Below are 17049 nucleotides of genomic sequence, written 5' to 3'. Positions count from 1 at the left end.
GCCGCCTGTCTGTCGAGGGTGTTACTGGGCCCGGCCGGACAGGTCGGCCAATCCCGACAGGAACAAGTAGACGCCGAAGGCGCACATCACCGCCATGAGCGGCAGGACGAGTACGAGGTAGGCGACCGAGGACAGTTCGTTGTCGTCGGGATTGTCAGGGTTGTACATGACCCCGACCTGCTTGCCTTTCCGAGGCGTACGAAGGGTGGTTTCGGTGCCTGTGCGCTGCTCACCCGTCACGTCGGAGAAGCGGTACCGGACGGTGGTGGTGGTCGTACCGTTGTCGGCCCGCTTCGTCTTCACGCTCGTCACGGTCCCGGTGACGCGCGTCCAACTGCGCCGCCGTCCCACCATGCGAGCCGTGACGACGGACCCCGCGACGAGGGGGATCGCGATGAAGAGCAGGCCGAGCGGTGCTCCGACGAACCCCGGAATCTCCATTGGTTCCACGCCGTCTCGCCCTTTACTCGGATGACGTTCTCGAAGACCGTACCAGCCCACTGCCATGGACCGACTTCGCCATTTCCGGTGGACCGCCCGAGGAGTACGCAAGCCTGAAGTGACAGACTGCGGGGCAGCTCCGCTTTTACCAGGGATGTGACGGGGGATCGTTTCAGGTGATGGAGACTCTCGGTGAGTGACGACGGCAGCCGGTCGAATCCGTGGCACTGGCATGAGTACGACGTCGGGCTGGTTGGTGAGGTAGCGCGCGCGTGCGCCGGCGCTCTGGTCGCCTTCCTGATCGGCCTGGGATGCGCCTTCGTGCTGATCTTGGGTGTGGGCCTGCTGGCCGAAGAGGCTCTGCTGGGCGATCCCGGTGTCGAGGAGGCCATCGACCATCTCAGTCGCATGAGCGTCGGCGTTCTGGCGGCACTCGCGTCGGTCGCGTGGGGTGCGTCCGCGGTGGCGAGTTACGTGCGTGAGGTGGCCACGTCGAAGGCACTTGTCCGGGCCGCCGCGCGGGGCGCGTCCCGCTACGAGGTGCCTTCTCCCCAACAGGTTGAGTCGGTCACCCGTGAGCCCGCGGAACAGCTCATCTTCTTCGCGTGGGCGACTGCAGCCGTTACCGGTCTGGTGGGTGTGATCGGACTGCTTGTGATGCTGTTCGACAGAGCGGATTCGGAAAGCCTGCTCATCTTCTCGATCGTGACCGGCTACGCCTTGGTCATGCTTCTGGTCGGCTTGGCCGCCCGCAAGTGGTTCACCGCGGCTCATGAACGGCGCAAGGCTCGGATCGCCGCGCACTGGAGCGTGGAGGACGAAGGAAAGGCCTGGAGGCCGGCCCACCAGGCAAGCCGGGGCGACGCGGGCAAGAAGAAGCTGTTCGGGTCCTCGATCGGCGATCGCTACATCTACGGCGCGGCTGTTCTCGCGGGCGTGGGTTTCGTCGCGCTGACCGGGGCGCTGGGGATGCGCTGCGCACGCGTCCCTGGAGGTGGGACCACCGAGTGTGATGAGACCACCTACTCGTCGTTCGTCGAGGACATTCTCGCCTGGGGATTCTGGATCTTCGCGGTCCTGCTTGCCTTGGCCATGCTTCTCGCGGTGGTCGGCGTACTGCTCGACTGGAGGCGGCGCCGGTCCGAGCGTGCCGACCTGCGCGCAAGCCTGGCCGACCCTCGGTCCGGCCGGCCGGCCGAGGACCTGCTGGCCTATCACGCGCGGCGGCGCACGCATCCACTGGCGCTGGTCGGTGCGGCGATGTCAGGGGCCGGTTTGGTGTTCAGCGCGTCCTCGTACCTGCTCGGCCAGGGTATGGGGCTGGGCTCGCAGGACGTCTTCGCCGCCTATCGCACCGAGTCACTCATCGCACTGATCATCTCGGTGAGCGTGTTCGTCGCCGCGCTGCTCGGCAGCGGCATCGTCAACGTGCGCGGCCGTGAACTCCGCAACGCCCTCATGCGACGCTGGCCCACACTGCCTTCCTGGTCGGCCGGCAACAAGGGGGTGGTGCTGCGCGCCAAGCGCGGTCCCGCGCTCCACGGCTCGCGCCATGTGAAAGTCGGACCACACGCCAACTCGGACCAACGTTGAACGGCCTGCCGGTGCGCCTACCGTCGTCGGACCGCGTAGCTCAGGTACGTCACTCCCTGCGGGGAGGGCTCCGCACGGACCGGCTCCAAGACCACGCGGTCGGGGTCGACGCCGTCGAACAGGCGGATTCCGGAGCCGAACAGCACGGGCGACAGGGTGATCATGAACTCGTCGACCAGGCCGGCGTTCAGATACTCCAGGACCGTTGTGCCGCCGCCGGCGATGCGGACGTCTCGGTCGCCGGCGGCCTCGCGGGCCTGGTCGAGCGCGGCTTCGATACCGTCGTTGGCGAAGTGGAAGGTCGTGCCGCCGGGCCGCTCCCAGGGATCCCGCTTGGTGTGCGTCACGACGAAGACCGGGGTGTGGAACGGCGCCTCCCGCGGCCAGGACAGCTCCCCGGCGTCGAACATACGCTTGCCCATGACGCTGGCGCCGGTGCGCTCGTGGGTCGCCCGCGCGAGGTCGTTGTCGAGTCCTTCCTCGCCGCCGTTGCCGAGCTTGAGGTTCTCCCGGAAGAACCGCTGCGGAACGCCGCCTGATGCAGTTCGGACCACTGCGACATCCAGCGCCGCACCCTCGGGTCGTCCGGCTTTCTCTCGGGCCCGAAGAGATCCTCGGCGGGTACGGTCTCGGGTGCGACGAATCCGTCCAGCGACATCGTCATGCTGAAAAACACCTTGCCAGCCATCGGTTTGCTGTTCCTATCGTTGTTCGGTGACGAGTAGCTTGCCGATCGCGTCGAGCAGGCCGGCGGTACCGGACTCGCGACCGGCCGCGGCGTCCGGCCCGGGGCCGTGCACACCGTCGAGATAGACGCCCTGCTCGGTGAACGTGAGCCGGGTTCCCTGGCCCGCGCCGTCGTCCGTGGGCGCGAACACGATCGTGGCGATCGACGTCGAGGCGTGCGCCCCGTCGAGCCACATGTCGTACGTGTAGACGATCCGCTCGTTGGGTGCGATGTCGGTGTACGTGGCGTGGTACTGGGACAGCAGGCCGCCGTCCCGGTGCCGCCCGTCGTCGACCGATGCACCGCCGACCCGGAAGTCGTCGGCGCGCTCGACGTAAACGAAGTCGTCGCTGCCGAACCACTTGCGCTTGATCTCGGGGTCGGCGAAGGCTGCCCACACGCGGTCGACCGGAACGGGGTACTCGCGCTCGAGCACGAACGTGGCGTGGGTCTGGGTGCGGTCGGTCATGTCGGTCAGTCCTCCTGAGTCGGGGATGGTTTGGTGAGGTAGTCGCCGAGGCGGTCGAGCCGGCGTTCCTGCGGGCGGCGGTGGGCCACGATCCAGGCGTTGGCCGGGACCAGCGCGTCGGGTACGAGTTGGTAGGTGCGCACCCGGCCGACCTTCTCCGACGACACGATCCGCGCCTCCTCGAGCACCCGCAGGTGCTGGACGACTGTGGGCAGCGCCATGCCGAACGGTTCCGCGAGCTGGCTCACCGAAGCCGGTCCGTGGACCAGCCGGGCCACCATCGCCCGGCGGGTGCCGTCCGCCAGCGCGCGAAACATCCGGTCGAGCTCGGCGTCGCTGCCGGCCTCGTCCGAATACTTAGCCATATGACTAAGTATTAGCGTTCGGCTGAGGGTTGTCAACTGCGCTCGGCGGGGAGGAGCGGTCCGCGCTACTTCCTAACCCGGGAAGCGCCCGCAACGACCCTGCAACCGTGGTCATCGAGCCTTCTCATCCTGGTTCAGGTGCGGATGAGGAGGGTGTGGATGGCTTTGGCGATGGTGCCGATGCGACGCGGGCATCGGGGCGTGTTGCAGGATGCTCCAGCGTTTGAGCGCTGGTCACGGCGCTGAGGCCGTGGGGCGGTGGGCGGCGGCCAGCTCCTGCACGCTGCCGGTAGGCCGTGGCTGACCCACAACTACCGTCCATACGGGTCCACCAGCGCCTGCAGCCGTGACCGCATGCCGTTGGTGCTTGCCCGAGTAGGACGACCCAGGCACATGCAACGTGGCCACCAAGGCGAATCGCCCTGATGGCCACGTCTGCGTCTGGCGTCTGTCGATCGAGTTGGTCAGCCGGTCAGGCGGGGGTCACCCTGCATCACCACGACCTGCGTGGTCTCGGTTCCCGGCGTGGGCAGTTCGCCGAGCGACTGGGTCGCACCGCCGATGGTGTAGCTGACGTTCCACACCACGTCCACGGACACGGCGTATCCGTCCTCACCAGTGGTCTGGAGGTACTTGTGCGTGACGTACTTGCTCATGTCGTCGTCACCGGCTTGGTACGGAATGCCGCGGTGGTTGCTCTCGAACGTGCCGTCGCCGGCGTGCCAGATGTAGCGCACAGCGACGGCGTCGATGGTGACCGGTGTGCCGAGGATGTCGACGGTCTCGTTGTAGCTCTCGGGAGCGTCGGTGTAGAAGACGGTCTCCAGGCCGACGAGCGTGCGGCCGTTCGGCGGGCTCAGCCCGACAGTGCCCTTCGGCAGGTAACGGTCGATCAGCGCCTCCCGGATCTGGTCCGGTGTGGGCGGCTGCGGCTCGTTGGGCTCATCCGGCCCGCGGCACTCGGTGCCGACCAGCTCCCAGGGTCCGTTCGGCGGCTCGTTCTGGATGTAGTGACGCATCATGATGGCGTCTTCCTCGCCACGAGCGTCGCAGCCGTTGGCCGCACCCATGCACATGACGCCAGGGTCGTTCGGCGGCGGGCCGTTGATCGAGCAGGCCGGGGTGTAGTAGTGCTCCGGCTGTGGGCCCGGATCCGGGTTGCCAGGATCGCCGGGGTCGCCCGGATCACCTGGGTCGCCCGGATCGTTCTCGCTGCCGCTGCACTCGAGGTGCCGGGGCGGTGGGCTGTCGACCATCCGGCAGTGCTTCTCGGCGGAAGCCGGACCGGCGAGCAGTGCCGTGCCCGCAACGGTGCCGGGTGCCACCAGCAGCGCGAGCAGGAGCGCGTACACCAGTAGGCGCGGCCGTCGTCTGCCTATGGAACGAAGTACTGCTGGACTTTCCATGTGCTTCCCTCCCGTACCAGGTGGAACTCGTAGAGATCGCTGCCCGCCTTGCCGGACTTCGGCGCGGTGCCCTTCTTCTCGGTGTAGGTGTAGGCGTCATATGCCAGATAGGCCTGCACCTTCACCGGGTTCTTGCCAGTGGGCGCCAGCGCCCAGTCGGTGATCCGATAGGTCGGGCCGTCAAACGAGCCGCCGGCCTTGTAGACGTCGGCGATCGACTTCGCCGCCACGGCGCAGCCCTCGCTCTTGGATGTGCACAGTGCGAGGAACGGCTTGGTGTCGCCGCTCGCGGTCATGGTGTTGAGGGCCGCCACGAAGGTACGGATGACCTTCTGTTCTTCCGTCTCCGGCTGCGTGGTGCCAGTGGTCTTGGTGGGAGTGGGTGACGCGGTCGTCGTCGGCGAGGCGGATGCGGTCGTGGTGTCGCCATCACCGGTGAGCGTCGTGCCCTCTGGAGAGCCACCGCCGTTACAGCCGGAGATCGCGAGCGCGCAGGCAGTGATGAGCGTCGCCAACCCGGCGATTCGCCTGAACCGCATGCCAAAGCCCTTTCCGAGTAAAACCCCTCGATTCGGACTTTAGGCTAGCAGGACAGGCTAAAACGCCGCAGAAATCAGTCCACAGCGGGCAGCACCCTGTGGAAAAACTCGACCTCCAGCAGCAGGAGGTTTTCCGCGACGACTTCCTGCGGCGTCATGTGCGTGACGCCGGACAGCGGGATCACCGTGTGTGGACGACCGGCCGCCAGCAGCGCGCCCGACAGTCGCAGCGTGTTGGCGACCACGACGTTGTCATCGGCCAGGCCGTGGATCAGCAGCAGCGGCCGTTCGAGCTTGCCGGCGGTGTCGATCAGGCCGTTCCGGTCGTAGACCTCCGGCTGCTCGTTCGGATCGCCGAGGTAGCGCTCGGTGTAGGCCGTGTCGTACAGCCTCCAGTCGGTGACAGGCGCGCCCGCCACCGCGGCGTGGAAGACGTCACCGCGCTCGATGACCGCGAGCGCGGAGAGGTAGCCGCCGTACGACCAGCCGCGGATCGCCACCCGATCGGCGTCGACGTCCGCGGGGTAGAGCTCGGCGACCCGCTGCACGGCCTCGACCTGGTCGTCGAGCGTGCTGGCGAAGTCGTTGAGCACGAGGCGTTCCCAGGCCGGACCGCGGTTGGGTGTGCCGCGACCATCGGCGACGATCACGCAGAAACCCTGGTCGGCGAGCCACTGCGGGGTGAGGAAGAAGCTCAGCGCGGCCCGCGCCATCGCGCCGTGCGGTCCGCCGTACGGAGCAAGCAGCATCGGCAGCTTCCGCGAACCGGGCGTGTGGTCGCGCGGGAAGAGGACGGCCGCGCGCAGCTCGCGCTCGCCGAGCTTGACCAGCGTGACGTTCGGCTCGAGCGGCGGTTTCGCTTGCAGGGAGGCGATCTGGCCGACCTCGGCATCGTCTTTCAGCACGCGCACCTGGACGCCGAAGTAGTCGAGCGAGGTCGACGTCAGCACGACGACGGAGCCGCCGGCGCGGGCGGTGTGGACGCCCTGGGCCCGCGTCAGCGCGGTGAGGGTGCCATCGGGCGCCACGCGGTAGACGTGCTGCTCGGTGGGTTCGGTGGTGGCGGCCATCAGGACGCCGTGCTCGCCGGTGTGGAGGACGGCGGCGACCTGCAGGCCTTCTGGCGTGACGGGCTTGCCGTCGACCGCGAGCCGCCGGGTGCCGGGCTCGTCGGCGATCGTGAGCAGGCGGCCGTCGGGGAGCAGCGCCGGAGCGCCGGGCACGACGTCGATCCAGGCGTCGTCGGTGGCCTCGTGCAGCAGCTTGGTGGTGCGCGACTCGGTGTCGACGGCGAGCAGCTGGGCGGTGCGCTGGTCACGGCTCAGCACCCACAGCAGCGGTCCCGCGGCATCGGCCGGCCAGGAAACGTCAGCCACGTAAGGGAATCGCTCGCGATCCCACTCGACCTCGAGCCTGGAGTGGCCGCCGACGTCGACGAACCACAGCGAGACGTCGGCGTTGGGTGTGCCGGCGGCGGGGTAGCGCACCTTGGCCGGCTCGCGGTCGGGGTTGGCCGGGTCGGCGATCGACCATTGGTGGACCGGAGCTTCGTCGTAGCGTTCGGTCAGCAGGCTCGTGCCGTCGGGAGACCACCAGAAGCCGCGGAAGCGGTCGAGCTCCTCCGACGCGATGAACTCGGCCGTACCCCAGGCGATGGTGTCCGATCCTGGCCCGCTACCGGGCTCGGCGAGTGCGCGGTCGAGAGTGCCGTCGACGCGGCTGACCCGCAACTGGCCGTTGCTGGCGTACGCGACGTAGGTGCCGGTCGGGTCCGGGCGCGGGTCGACGACGGGGGACTGGGCCGGGAGCTCGCGGACCTCACCGGTGTCGAGGTCGGCGACCCAGAGCCGGGACGACAGGGCGAACGCCGCGACCTTGACGGCGGTGTCGGTGGCGTACCCGACGACGCCGCCCGCGCCCTCGCGCAGCCGCTCACGGCGGGCGCGTTCCTCCGGCGAGAGCTCCTCGTCGGCGGCCGACAGCAGCGCGGCCGGCTCGACGATCACCCGCTCCGCGCCACTCGCGACGTCGTACGTCCACAGCATCGTCCCGCGATCGGTGCCGCTTGGCGCGCGCAGGAAGACGACCCGCTCGCCGTCGGGACTGACGGTGAAGTTGCGGGGTGCTCCGAGACTGAATCGGAGGGTGCGGGCGGACAGGCGCGGGTAGGACACGGAATCGGCCGGCTCTTTCGTCGTCACGTGCCCGATATTGGCACGACCGCCCAAACCGGTGCCGGACGCGGCGCCGTCTCGTTTTGCGCCGTCTTGTCCCGCGCCCGGTTGTCGGTGGGTCCTCGTAGGGTTGGGAGCCATGGCAGACCGGCGAATCCTGTTCGTACACGCACATCCAGACGACGAGACCATCGGCAACGGCGCGACGATGGCCAAGTACGCCGCGGAGGGCGCACACGTCACGCTGGTGACCTGTACGCGCGGCGAAGAGGGCGAGATCCTCGTACCCGACCTGGCCCACCTGGCCGCGGACCAGTCCGACGGCCTGGGCACTTACCGTGAGAAAGAGCTGGCCGCGGCGATGTCCGTGCTCGGTGTCTCCGACTATCGGTGGCTGGGCTCGGCCGGGCACTACCGCGACTCCGGCATGATCGGCACTCCCGCCAACGAGCGGCCGGACTGCTTCTGGCGGGCCGACCTGGTGGCGGCGGCCGACCTGCTGGTGCCCGTGATCCGCGAGCTGCGGCCGCAGGTGCTGGTGACCTACGACGAGTTCGGCGGCTACGGCCACCCCGACCACATCCAGTCACACCGGGTGGCGATGTACGCCTATCTGCTGGCCGGCGTGCCGTCGTACCGACCCGATCTGGGTGCCGCGTGGAACGTCCCGAAGGTCTACTGGACGGCGATGGGGGAGTCGATGTTCCGCGAGGGCCTGCGCCGGGTGCGCGAGGCCGGCGACGAGCTCTTCTTCGACGGTATGGATCCCGAAGGCGAGCTGCCGCGCATGTTCGTGCCCGACGAATACATCTCGGCGCGGATCGAGGCAGGGACCTACGTCGAGCAGAAGCTCGACGCGATGCGGGCCCACGCGACCCAGATCAGCGTCGACGGGCCGTTCTTCGCGCTGTCCAACAACCTGGGCAACCAGGTGTGGGGCATCGAGTGCTATCGCCTGATCCACGGCACCCAAGGCCCTACCGACCCGGCGACCGGCTTCGAGTCCGACCTCTTCGCGGGGCTGGACGTCTGAGACCGCCGGGGCTGAGGCGGGGGCGCCGGGCATGGGCTGGCGGCGCCGGGTCTGGGCTGGCGCCGGCCGGCATCGCGCCGGCTTCGGTCAGCGCTTGCGGGTCGCTTCGTCGAACCAGTTCAGCGTTCGGCGCCAGGCCTCGGTCGCCGCGTGGGGGTTGAAGCGGGCGCCGGTGTCGTTGAAGAACGCGTGGTCGGCCTCGGTGAACGTCAGCAGCTCGTGCTCCAGGTGCGCCGCCTCCAGCGCCGCCTTCGCCGCGGGCACGGTCGCGTTCACCCGTGTGTCGAGCCCGCCGTACACGCCGAGCACCGCGGCGCGGGAGCCATCGAGGTCGCCGCCTTCGGGGAACGGGCCGTAGAACGGCGCCGCCGCCGCGAGCCGCGGTTCGCCGGCAGCGAGCAGGCGCCAGACCATCGCGCCACCGAAGCAGAAGCCGATCGCCGCCAGCTGCTTGCCGCGAAGCCGCCGCTTGAGCTCGGTAACCGCTGCCTTCATGTCCTCGTCGAACCGTTCCGGCGGGATCGCCGCGAGCGCCGCGGCCACCGCCGCCTCGTCCGGGAACGCCCCGGTGCCGCCCTCCTCGGAGAGCAGGTCCAGCGCGAGCGCGGAGTACCCACTGGCGGCGAGCCGTCCGGCGACCGTCTGGATGTGCACGGTAAGGCCACGGTTCTCGTGGATGACGAGCACGCCGCCGCGTGGCTTCGCCGCCGGCGCCCAGGCAGCCAGCAACGGAACGCGAGGACCGTCGAACGTGATCGACTCGCGCGGGACGGGTGCCCAGCTCGTGACCAACTTGTCGTGCATGGGCGTCGGAGCGGCGGCCGCCGCCTCGCCGGAGGCGAACGTCGTCAGCAGCCCCGTGGCGGCCGCGCCGGTGACACCCAGCAGGCCCAGCCGCCGTACCGCCTCACGTCGCGAGATGATGCCGTCGGCGAGGTCCTCCGCCACCTCTTCGGCGAGATACTTCTTGATCTCCGTCATCGCCTCTCCCGGAAGGTAAGGTCTGCCCAAAAGTAGATCGGATGCGGGCCGCGATCGGTTCAACCGCACGTCGAACGCCGGACCGGCCGGAAAGGCTTGTACGCAGGCCCCGTCGGGCCGGTCAGGCACACCGCTTAGGCTGCGTGCCGTGCTCGCCCGGCTGCTCGGTTACCCCGTACTGCTCGTCATTGGTCTGGTCACCGGGGTTTGTGCCGTCTTCGTCTCCCGCGCGTACCTCCACGTACTCGGTCTCGGCGTCCCGTACGGCATCGTGCTGGCGATCGCGGCGGTGATCGGGTTGTTCGGGGCCGCTCGCCGGTTCGGCGTCGGCGGATCCCTCGCCGCCACCCTCGGCTGGGCCGTGCCCACCATCGTGTTCCTCGTGCCGCGCGCCGAGGGAGACATCCTGCTTGGCGGCGACTGGCTCGGCATCGCGTACCTGCTGGCCGGTGTCGGCCTGGCCACGTGGACGATCGGGCGATCGGTTATGGGGCGTTCGCCGGGTATCGTCGATGAACGTGCCTCTGACGCCGAGCCGTGGTTCCGCTGAGCAAGCGGCATACCGCGCGGCGCTGCGGCGCTTCGCCTCCGGCGTGACGATCGTCACGACCATCGATGCCCCCGAGAACGCCGGAAACGCCGGAAACGCTGAGAAAGCTGAGAACACAGTCGATCACGCCATGACGGCGACGGCGTTCACGTCGCTCTCGCTCGATCCGCCGCTCGTGCTGGTGTGCGTGGAGAAGATCGCGCGGTTCCACCAGGCGGTGCTTGACGCGGGCGTGTGGGGCGTGAGCATTCTGGCCGAAACAGGCCAGGAGGCCGCCGACTCGCTCGCGATCCGCGGCCGTGAGCTGGACGGACAGCTCACCGCGTACGCCATCAAGCGCGGCGTGACCGGTGTTGCCCTGTTCACCGACGCTCTGGCGCGGCTTGAATGCCGTACCACTGCGACCCACGACGGCGGAGACCATACGATCGTGGTCGGTGAGGTCGTCAGCGCCGAGGCGATCAACGACGAGGCTCGAGTGGGGCCGCTCGTCTACTACGCGGGACGCTACATCTCTGCAACGAATGCGCCCGGTCGGGCGTCATAGAGCGTACGTGCCTCGTTCTTAAGACCACTATGGGTCAAGCCACACAATCATCGTCGAACGTCACATCTTGGAGTAAAGCGTGTACGAGCCCGGGGGACCGCCTCAGATGACCCGGCCGGAGGGGCAAGGCCGGCCTGGTCAGCGGCCGGGACAGCCAGGGCGCCCGCCGTACCCAGGGCAGCCGGGTCAGCCGGGGCAACCAGGCCAGCCTGGACGCCCGGGGCCGGCCCAGCCGCCGCTCCTCCCGCCGGAGGGCAAGCGGCGCTCGCCCACGCCGTTCATCATCGGCGGTGCGGTCGCGCTGATCGTGCTCGGTTACGCAGGGCTCGTCTTCGTCGCGGGCGGCAAGGTCCCGTCCGGCACGACCGTCGCGGGCGTGCCGATCGGTGGGCTCTCCAAGGCCGCCGCCGAGCAGGAGCTGCGCGAGCAGCTCGGACCCAAGGCTGACAAGGAGATCCAGCTCGCCGTCGGCAAGAGCACCTACGACCTGAAGCCGGCCGACGCGGGCCTCGCGCTCGACGTTCCGGGCACGGTCGACAAGGCTTACGTCGGGCGCACGATCAACCCCGTCACGCTGTTCGGCGCGCTCGCGGGCGGTGACGCCGTGGCGCCCGTACTCACCGTCGACGACGCCAAGCTCTCCGCCGCGCTGAAGCAGGTGGCCGCGAAGACCGACAAGAAGGCGCAGGAGGGCGCGATCACGTTCGCCGGCGGCACGCCCAAGGCGGTGCTGCCCGTCGAGGGACAGGTGCTCGACCTCGACAAGGCGTCTGACGTACTCCAGTCGTCGTTCCTGGTCGGTGGCAGCCCGATCGAGCTGCCGACGAAGCTCGCGGCGCCCAAGGTGTCGAAGGCCGAGGTCGAGCGGGCGATGAACGACTTCGCCGAGCCCGCGATGTCCGGGCCGGTCACGCTCAAGATCGCCGGCAAGTCGGTGCAGGCGTCGCCCGAGCAGGTCGGACCCGCGCTGAGCATGGTCTCGGCCGGCGGCGGCAAGCTCGAACCCAAGCTCGACGGCGCGAAGCTGCTGAAGTCGCTGGACTCCTCGCTGAAGAACGTCCTCACCAAGCCGAAGGACGCCAAGATCGAGATCAGCGGCGGCAAGCCGAAGGTCGTTCCGGCCAAGCCGGGTCACACCGTGCCGGCCGTCTCCCTGTCGGCGGCTGTCGTACCCGCGCTCGCCAAGTCCGGCGACGAGCGGGTGGCCGAGGTCAAGACCGAGGAGTCGGAACCCGACCTCACCACCAAGGAGGTCGAGGCGTACGGCGTCAAGGAGGTCGTGGGCTCGTTCTCCACGAACTTCCCGCACGCCACGAACCCGACGCCCGAATACCGCAACGTCAACATCGGACGCGCGGCCGAGCTGATCAACGGCACGTTGGTCAAGCCGGGCGGCACGTTCTCGATGAACGGCATCGTGGGTGAGCGGACCGAGGCGAACGGCTTCACCACCGGCCTGGTGATCAAGGGCGGCGCGCTGCAGGAAGAACTCGGCGGCGGCGTCTCCCAAGTCGCCACGACGACCTACAACGCGGCCTTCTTCGCCGGCATGCAGGACGTCGAGCACCGGCCGCACGGCTTCTACATCTCGCGCTACCCCGTCGGGCGCGAAGCCACCGTCTACTGGGGCTCGCTCGACCTGAAGTGGAAGAACACCACCCCGTACGCCGTCTACGTCCAAGCCTGGCGCGACAAGAGCTCCCCGGGCTCGCAGGGATCGGTGACCGTACGGCTGTGGAGCACGAAGTACTACACCGTCAAGACCAAGACCTCCGACCGCTACAACACCGTGGCGCCAGAGACCAAGTACGACGAGAAGAAAACGTGCGTCGAGCAGCCCGAAGGACTGCCCGGCTTCCAGGTCGACGTGTACCGCTGGCTCTACCACAACGGCAAACAGGTCGACGAGGAGAAGGACCACGTCAAGTACAACCCTGAGCACAAGGTGATCTGCGGCAAGAAGCCAGAAGACCCGCCGCCGTCCCAATAACGGGCGACAGGGCTGGCCGAGCGTCTTTCGCGCCGGTGGTGGGGTGTAGCGCCCCGGCCACCGGCGCGTCTTTGTGATGACAAGCCGCGCGTGCCGACCGCCCAGGTCACCTCGCAGCCGCCACAGCTCGACAGCGGTGGCGGAATGGCATGACGCGATGGCGGTTGCGAGATGGCGGCTGGATGCGGGGGCGGCGCTGCTGGTGAGCGCGCTCGCCCGCTCTGCCGGCCACGCTGGTCGCAGTCGGAGCTGTGCAGGTGGAGCTGTGCAGGTTGCGCCCGCGGGTGCGTGCCCCGGCGGTCGGGGCGCCCGGCGAGCTGGCTGGTCAGGCGGGCGGGGCGGCGTAGTAGCGGTAGCGATGGTCCGGGCGGAAGCCGAGCTTTTCGTAGAGCGCGCGGGCGGGCGCGTTCTCCTCACCGAACTGCAGGTACGCCCACCGCGCGCCGGCAGAGGCTCCCCAGCGAGTGAGCTCTGCCATCACCCGCTGCGCCAAGCCCCGCCTCCGGTGGGCAGGGGCGACCTCGATCGCTGCGAGGCCGAGCCACACGCCGGTCACCACTCCGCGGCCGATCGCGATCAGGTCGGACGCCGACGGCCCCGCCCCGGCGCGGAGGCGGGCCAGCGCCACCGGCACAGCGCCGTCGCCGCCGGTCAGGACGTGGTGGGCGGCCGCGGACGACAGGGAGCGCCCGTACAACCGCTCCCACTCCTCGTCCAGGTCTCCGAGCTCGACCGGCGGCGTCATCGCCGACTCCGGAGGCACCCCCAGCGCCTCCAGCCGCTCGATCAGCTCAGCGACTCGGCACACCCACACCTCGGTCGTCGCCCAGGCCTCTTTGCCGCTGGTCTGCAGTTCCCAGCCGCGGTCGAGCAGCGAGGACTCCAGCGGCGAGTCCACCACCACCTGGATCCAGGCCGGCAGCCCGCGCTCGGCGTAGAACGAGCGCACCCGCTCCAGCGCCGCATCCAGCGGCAGGCCCGGCGACCCCGACGGCTGTACGGAGTTCGCCCGTCCCGTGAAGCCGTCCGAAGCCTGCAGCCACCAGTCCCCGAGGTGCGAAATCTCCACAGCCGGCCAGCCGGAAGCGGCCACCCTCGCCAGCGTCTCGCCCCTCTGGGGGGCCCGGGCGGCGGGCGGCGGTGGTACCGGCTTGCCGGCCACGACATCCACCCAGTTCACCCGCACCAGCGAGCCGTCCCGCGTACGTATGACCAGCTCACCGCCGTCCCACGAGATGAGATCACCGAGCACGTCACCGTAGAGTTGCCGCCCGTCGACGACTTCGAGCCGTCGCCGGACCACCACTCTCCGGCCAACATCAGCAGGTTCGAGCACGGATCAGACCTTACGGTGTGGCCTGGTGCGGCGCGGCGCTCAATCGGCGGAGATACTAGGGGGAGACGGCACGAAGGAGGAGGACCCGGTGACCTACGTCATCGCGCAACCATGCGTGGACCTGAAGGACAGGGGCTGCGTCGACGAGTGTCCTGTCGACTGCATCTATGAGGGCACGCGGATGCTCTACATCCAGCCAGACGAGTGTGTCGACTGCGGTGCGTGCGAGCCGGTCTGTCCCGTCGAAGCGATCTTCTACGAAGACGACGTGCCGGACCAGTGGAAGGACTACTACACCGCCAACGTCGACTTCTTCGAAGACATCGGCTCTCCCGGCGGCGCGTCCAAGACCGGTGTGATCGAGAAGGATCACCCGTTCATCGCGGCGCTTCCACCGCAGAACACCGAAGAAGAGTGAAGCCCTTACCCGACTTTCCGTGGGACCGCCTGGAGCCCTACAAGGCCCAGGCGGCCGAGCATGTGGGTGGGATCGTCGACCTGTCGGTCGGCACTCCCGTCGACCCCACGCCGAGCGTTGTGCAGGAGGCGCTGGCCGCCTCCGCCAACGCGCCCGGCTACCCCACGACCCACGGCACGCCGCAGCTGCGGCTGGCGGTCGTCGACTACCTCAGGCGCCGGTTCGGCATCGAGGGGGTGGACCCGCAGGCGGTGCTCCCGACGATCGGCAGCAAGGAGTTCGTGGCCTGGCTGCCGACGATGCTCGGGCTGGGCCCCGAAGACGGCACCGACACCACGGTCGTCGTGCCCGACACGGCTTACCCGACATACGAAGTCGGGGGGCTGATCGCGGGTTGCCGGGTCGTACCCATGGGCCAGGCCGAGGCCGCGGTCAACGAAGGACAGCGGATCGGCCTGGTGTGGCTGAACTCACCAGCCAACCCCACCGGCCGGATCACGCCGGGCGACGAGCTCGCCAAAATCGTGGCGTGGGCGCGCGAACGCCACATTCTCGTCGTGTCCGACGAGTGTTATCTGGAGTTCGGCTGGGATTCAACGCCGGTTTCGACTTTGCACACTGACGTTTGTGGCGGAACTCACGAGGGCCTGCTCTCCGTACATTCCTTGTCCAAGCGCTCCAACCTCGCCGGCTATCGCGGTGGTTTCGTCACGGGCGATCCGGACTACATCGCACGCCTGCTGGAGATTCGCAAACACGCGGGAATGATGGTTCCGCGCCCGATTCAGGATGCGATGACGGCTGCGCTTGGTGACGATGCTCACGTTGACCAACAGCGGGCGCGTTACCTGGAACGCCGGGCGATTCTGCGAGAATCGTTCACCCGAGCCGGTTTTCGCATCGACGATTCGCAAGGCGCCCTCTACCTGTGGGCAACCCGCGAGGAGTCGTGCTGGGAGAGCGTACGGTGGTGTGCTGAGCGAGGCGTCCTCGTGGCGCCTGGCGAGTTCTACGGTACGAGCGGCGCCGGGCACGTGAGGGTAGCCTTCACGGCAACCAACGAACGAGTCGCCGCGGTCGCGGCTCGATTCTGACCTATTGCGCTGGAGACCCCAGGCCGCAGGGACGAAAGGACGCGAGCGTGACCGATGCAGAATTCACGCTGAAGCACGCCGACGGCGAGATTGAGCTTCCGGTCGTGGACGCGACCGAAGGTGCTGCGGGTATCGATGTCTCTCGGCTGCTGAAAGAAACCGGGCACGTCACACTCGACAACGGCTTCGTCAACACCGCTTCGTGCACGTCCGCGATCACCTACATCGACGGTGACGCGGGCATTCTCCGTTATCGCGGATATCCCATTGACCAGTTGGCAGAGAAGAGCACTTTCCTCGAGACGTCGTACCTCCTGATCTACGGCGCGCTCCCAAGCCAGTCCGAACTCGACGATTTCGCCAACCGCGTGACGCGGCACACGTTGCTCGATGAGGATCTGAAGCGCTTCTTTGACGGATTCCCGCGCGACGCGCACCCGATGCCGGTGCTGTCGTCGGCGGTGAGCGCGTTGTCGACGTTCTATCAGGACAGCCTCGACCCGTTCGACCCCGAGCAGGTCGAGATCTCGACCGTACGCCTGCTGGCGAAGCTGCCGACGATCGCCGCCTATGCCTACAAGAAGACGGTTGGACAGCCTTTCCTCTACCCCGACAACGCCCTGGGCTACGTACCCAACTTCCTGCGGATGACGTTCGGGCTGCCTGCCGAGCCGTACGAAGTCGACCCGGTGATCGCCGAGGCGCTCGACCTGCTGTTCATCCTGCACGCCGACCACGAGCAGAACTGTTCGGCTTCGACTGTGCGCATGGTGGGCTCGTCGCAGGCGAATCTCTTCGCTTCGGTGGCGGCGGGCATTCTGGCTTTGTACGGTCCACTGCACGGTGGGGCGAATGCCGAAGTGCTCGACATGCTGGAAGAGATCCAGGCCGCCCACGGCGACGTGTCGAGCTTCGTGACACGGGTGAAGAACAAGGAAAAGGGCGTCCGCCTGATGGGCTTCGGCCACCGGGTCTACAAGAACTACGACCCGCGGGCCGCGATCGTGAAGAAGACAGCCGACGGTGTGCTGGAGCGGCTCGGGGTGTCGGACGAACTGCTCGACATCGCGAAGGAACTCGAAGAGGTCGCGTTGCACGACGACTACTTCATTTCGCGAAGGCTCTACCCCAACGTCGACTTCTACACCGGGCTGATCTATCGGGCGATGGGTTTCCCGACGAAGATGTTCACGGTGCTGTTCGCGCTGGGCCGGCTGCCGGGCTGGATCGCGCAGTGGCGTGAGATGAACAGCGACCCGGCGACGAAGATCGGCCGGCCGCGGCAGGTCTACATCGGTGAGGCCGAGCGCAACTACGTCGCGATGGACCGGCGCTGAGCTGATCCGCACACACGCTGCCCAAGCGGCGGCAGGCTGGGACGGACCG

17 protein-coding genes are annotated in these 17049 nt (G+C 68.4%); 8 read left to right on the top strand and 9 right to left on the bottom strand.

Translation table 11 applies throughout. From position 1 onward, the window contains the following. Positions 1 to 21: 21 nt before the first annotated feature. The gene (locus ACYVF6_RS26100) at positions 22 to 441 is read right to left on the bottom strand and encodes a DUF3592 domain-containing protein (RefSeq protein ID WP_460525551.1); all 420 of its coding nucleotides are present in this window, start codon (positions 439 to 441) and stop codon (positions 22 to 24) included. 192 nt (positions 442 to 633) lie between these two features. Here ACYVF6_RS26100 and ACYVF6_RS26095 point away from each other — a divergent pair, with 192 nt between their 5' ends. Continuing rightward, positions 634 to 2034 (top strand): hypothetical protein, encoded by a 1401-nt coding sequence (locus tag ACYVF6_RS26095; protein WP_460525168.1) that lies wholly within the window; start codon positions 634 to 636, stop codon positions 2032 to 2034. 17 nt (positions 2035 to 2051) lie between these two features. Here ACYVF6_RS26095 and ACYVF6_RS26090 read toward each other — a convergent pair whose 3' ends face one another. The 6 genes from ACYVF6_RS26090 to ACYVF6_RS26065 all read right to left on the bottom strand — a co-directional run bounded on the left by ACYVF6_RS26090 (position 2052) and on the right by ACYVF6_RS26065 (position 7741). Beyond that, positions 2052 to 2588 (bottom strand): dihydrofolate reductase family protein, encoded by a 537-nt coding sequence (locus ACYVF6_RS26090; RefSeq protein ID WP_460525167.1) that lies wholly within the window; start codon positions 2586 to 2588, stop codon positions 2052 to 2054. 147 nt (positions 2589 to 2735) lie between these two features. Then, positions 2736 to 3230 carry an SRPBCC family protein gene (locus ACYVF6_RS26085; protein WP_460525166.1) on the bottom strand — a complete coding sequence of 165 codons (495 nt, stop codon included), beginning with the start codon at positions 3228 to 3230 and terminating at the stop codon, positions 2736 to 2738. Positions 3231 to 3235: 5 nt separating this feature from the next. Beyond that, positions 3236 to 3595 carry an ArsR/SmtB family transcription factor gene (locus tag ACYVF6_RS26080; RefSeq protein WP_460525165.1) on the bottom strand — a complete coding sequence of 120 codons (360 nt, stop codon included), beginning with the start codon at positions 3593 to 3595 and terminating at the stop codon, positions 3236 to 3238. Between the two features lie 464 nt (positions 3596 to 4059). Next, entirely contained in the window at positions 4060 to 5001 is a 942-nt protein-coding gene (locus ACYVF6_RS26075) for a hypothetical protein (protein WP_460525164.1), read from the bottom strand. Continuing rightward, positions 4971 to 5540 carry a DUF6318 family protein gene (locus ACYVF6_RS26070; protein ID WP_460525163.1) on the bottom strand — a complete coding sequence of 190 codons (570 nt, stop codon included), beginning with the start codon at positions 5538 to 5540 and terminating at the stop codon, positions 4971 to 4973. The genes ACYVF6_RS26075 and ACYVF6_RS26070 overlap by 31 nt, the downstream gene beginning before the upstream one ends. 74 nt (positions 5541 to 5614) lie before the next feature. Next, entirely contained in the window at positions 5615 to 7741 is a 2127-nt protein-coding gene (locus ACYVF6_RS26065) for a S9 family peptidase (RefSeq protein WP_460525162.1), read from the bottom strand. Positions 7742 to 7853: 112 nt separating this feature from the next. Here ACYVF6_RS26065 and mshB point away from each other — a divergent pair, with 112 nt between their 5' ends. Beyond that, positions 7854 to 8747: a PIG-L family deacetylase gene (gene mshB, locus ACYVF6_RS26060; protein ID WP_460525161.1), complete on the top strand. Its 894-nt coding sequence runs from the start codon at positions 7854 to 7856 to the stop codon at positions 8745 to 8747. 87 nt (positions 8748 to 8834) lie between these two features. Here mshB and ACYVF6_RS26055 read toward each other — a convergent pair whose 3' ends face one another. Next, positions 8835 to 9728, bottom strand: a complete 894-nt coding sequence (locus ACYVF6_RS26055) for a dienelactone hydrolase family protein (RefSeq protein WP_460525160.1) — start codon at positions 9726 to 9728, stop codon at positions 8835 to 8837. A gap of 148 nt (positions 9729 to 9876) precedes the next feature. On the opposite strand from ACYVF6_RS26055, the gene ACYVF6_RS26050 reads away from it, so the two are divergent. From ACYVF6_RS26050 to ACYVF6_RS26040, 3 genes are all read left to right on the top strand, one after another. Next, positions 9877 to 10278 carry a DUF6113 family protein gene (locus ACYVF6_RS26050; RefSeq protein WP_460525159.1) on the top strand — a complete coding sequence of 134 codons (402 nt, stop codon included), beginning with the start codon at positions 9877 to 9879 and terminating at the stop codon, positions 10276 to 10278. Continuing rightward, complete coding sequence (locus ACYVF6_RS26045) at positions 10241 to 10825, top strand: flavin reductase family protein (RefSeq protein ID WP_460525158.1); 585 nt, start codon at positions 10241 to 10243, stop codon at positions 10823 to 10825. Before ACYVF6_RS26050 ends, ACYVF6_RS26045 begins: the two co-directional genes overlap by 38 nt. 106 nt (positions 10826 to 10931) lie before the next feature. Next, positions 10932 to 12815, top strand: coding sequence for a VanW family protein (locus ACYVF6_RS26040; protein ID WP_460525157.1), 1884 nt, complete (start codon positions 10932 to 10934; stop codon positions 12813 to 12815). Between the two features lie 325 nt (positions 12816 to 13140). Here the strand turns inward: ACYVF6_RS26040 and ACYVF6_RS26035 are convergent, their stop codons facing one another. After that, a complete protein-coding gene (locus tag ACYVF6_RS26035) occupies positions 13141 to 14151 on the bottom strand; it encodes a GNAT family N-acetyltransferase (RefSeq protein ID WP_460525156.1) in 1011 nt (336 codons plus the stop codon). Between the two features lie 88 nt (positions 14152 to 14239). Between ACYVF6_RS26035 and fdxA the strand changes: the two genes are divergently transcribed. From fdxA to ACYVF6_RS26020, 3 genes are read left to right on the top strand one after another with little or no spacing between them, the layout of a single operon-like run. Continuing rightward, entirely contained in the window at positions 14240 to 14569 is a 330-nt protein-coding gene (gene fdxA / locus ACYVF6_RS26030) for a 4Fe-4S dicluster domain-containing protein (protein ID WP_460525155.1), read from the top strand. Next, entirely contained in the window at positions 14566 to 15663 is a 1098-nt protein-coding gene (gene dapC / locus ACYVF6_RS26025) for a pyridoxal phosphate-dependent aminotransferase (RefSeq protein ID WP_460525153.1), read from the top strand. The genes fdxA and dapC overlap by 4 nt, the downstream gene beginning before the upstream one ends. A gap of 47 nt (positions 15664 to 15710) precedes the next feature. Next, positions 15711 to 17000, top strand: a complete 1290-nt coding sequence (locus ACYVF6_RS26020) for a type II citrate synthase (protein WP_460525151.1) — start codon at positions 15711 to 15713, stop codon at positions 16998 to 17000. Positions 17001 to 17049: the final 49 nt, after the last annotated feature.

The organism is Flindersiella endophytica, from assembly GCF_054779015.1.
Note: the sequence above shows the minus strand (reverse complement) of the source record. Positions and strands in the feature narration are given on the sequence as shown.

Excerpts from the sequence above, each read along its gene's own strand:
- ACYVF6_RS26100 (WP_460525551.1), bottom strand. The coding sequence starts at position 441 with ATGGAGATTCCGGGGTTCGTCGGAGCACCGCTCGGCCTGCTCTTCATC.
- ACYVF6_RS26085 (WP_460525166.1), bottom strand. The coding sequence starts at position 3,230 with ATGACCGACCGCACCCAGACCCACGCCACGTTCGTGCTCGAGCGCGAG.
- ACYVF6_RS26080 (WP_460525165.1), bottom strand. The coding sequence starts at position 3,595 with ATGGCTAAGTATTCGGACGAGGCCGGCAGCGACGCCGAGCTCGACCGG.
- ACYVF6_RS26075 (WP_460525164.1), bottom strand. The coding sequence starts at position 5,001 with ATGGAAAGTCCAGCAGTACTTCGTTCCATAGGCAGACGACGGCCGCGC.
- ACYVF6_RS26070 (WP_460525163.1), bottom strand. The coding sequence starts at position 5,540 with ATGCGGTTCAGGCGAATCGCCGGGTTGGCGACGCTCATCACTGCCTGC.
- mshB (WP_460525161.1), top strand. The coding sequence starts at position 7,854 with ATGGCAGACCGGCGAATCCTGTTCGTACACGCACATCCAGACGACGAG.
- ACYVF6_RS26055 (WP_460525160.1), bottom strand. The coding sequence starts at position 9,728 with ATGACGGAGATCAAGAAGTATCTCGCCGAAGAGGTGGCGGAGGACCTC.
- ACYVF6_RS26045 (WP_460525158.1), top strand. The coding sequence starts at position 10,241 with ATGAACGTGCCTCTGACGCCGAGCCGTGGTTCCGCTGAGCAAGCGGCA.
- ACYVF6_RS26040 (WP_460525157.1), top strand. The coding sequence starts at position 10,932 with ATGACCCGGCCGGAGGGGCAAGGCCGGCCTGGTCAGCGGCCGGGACAG.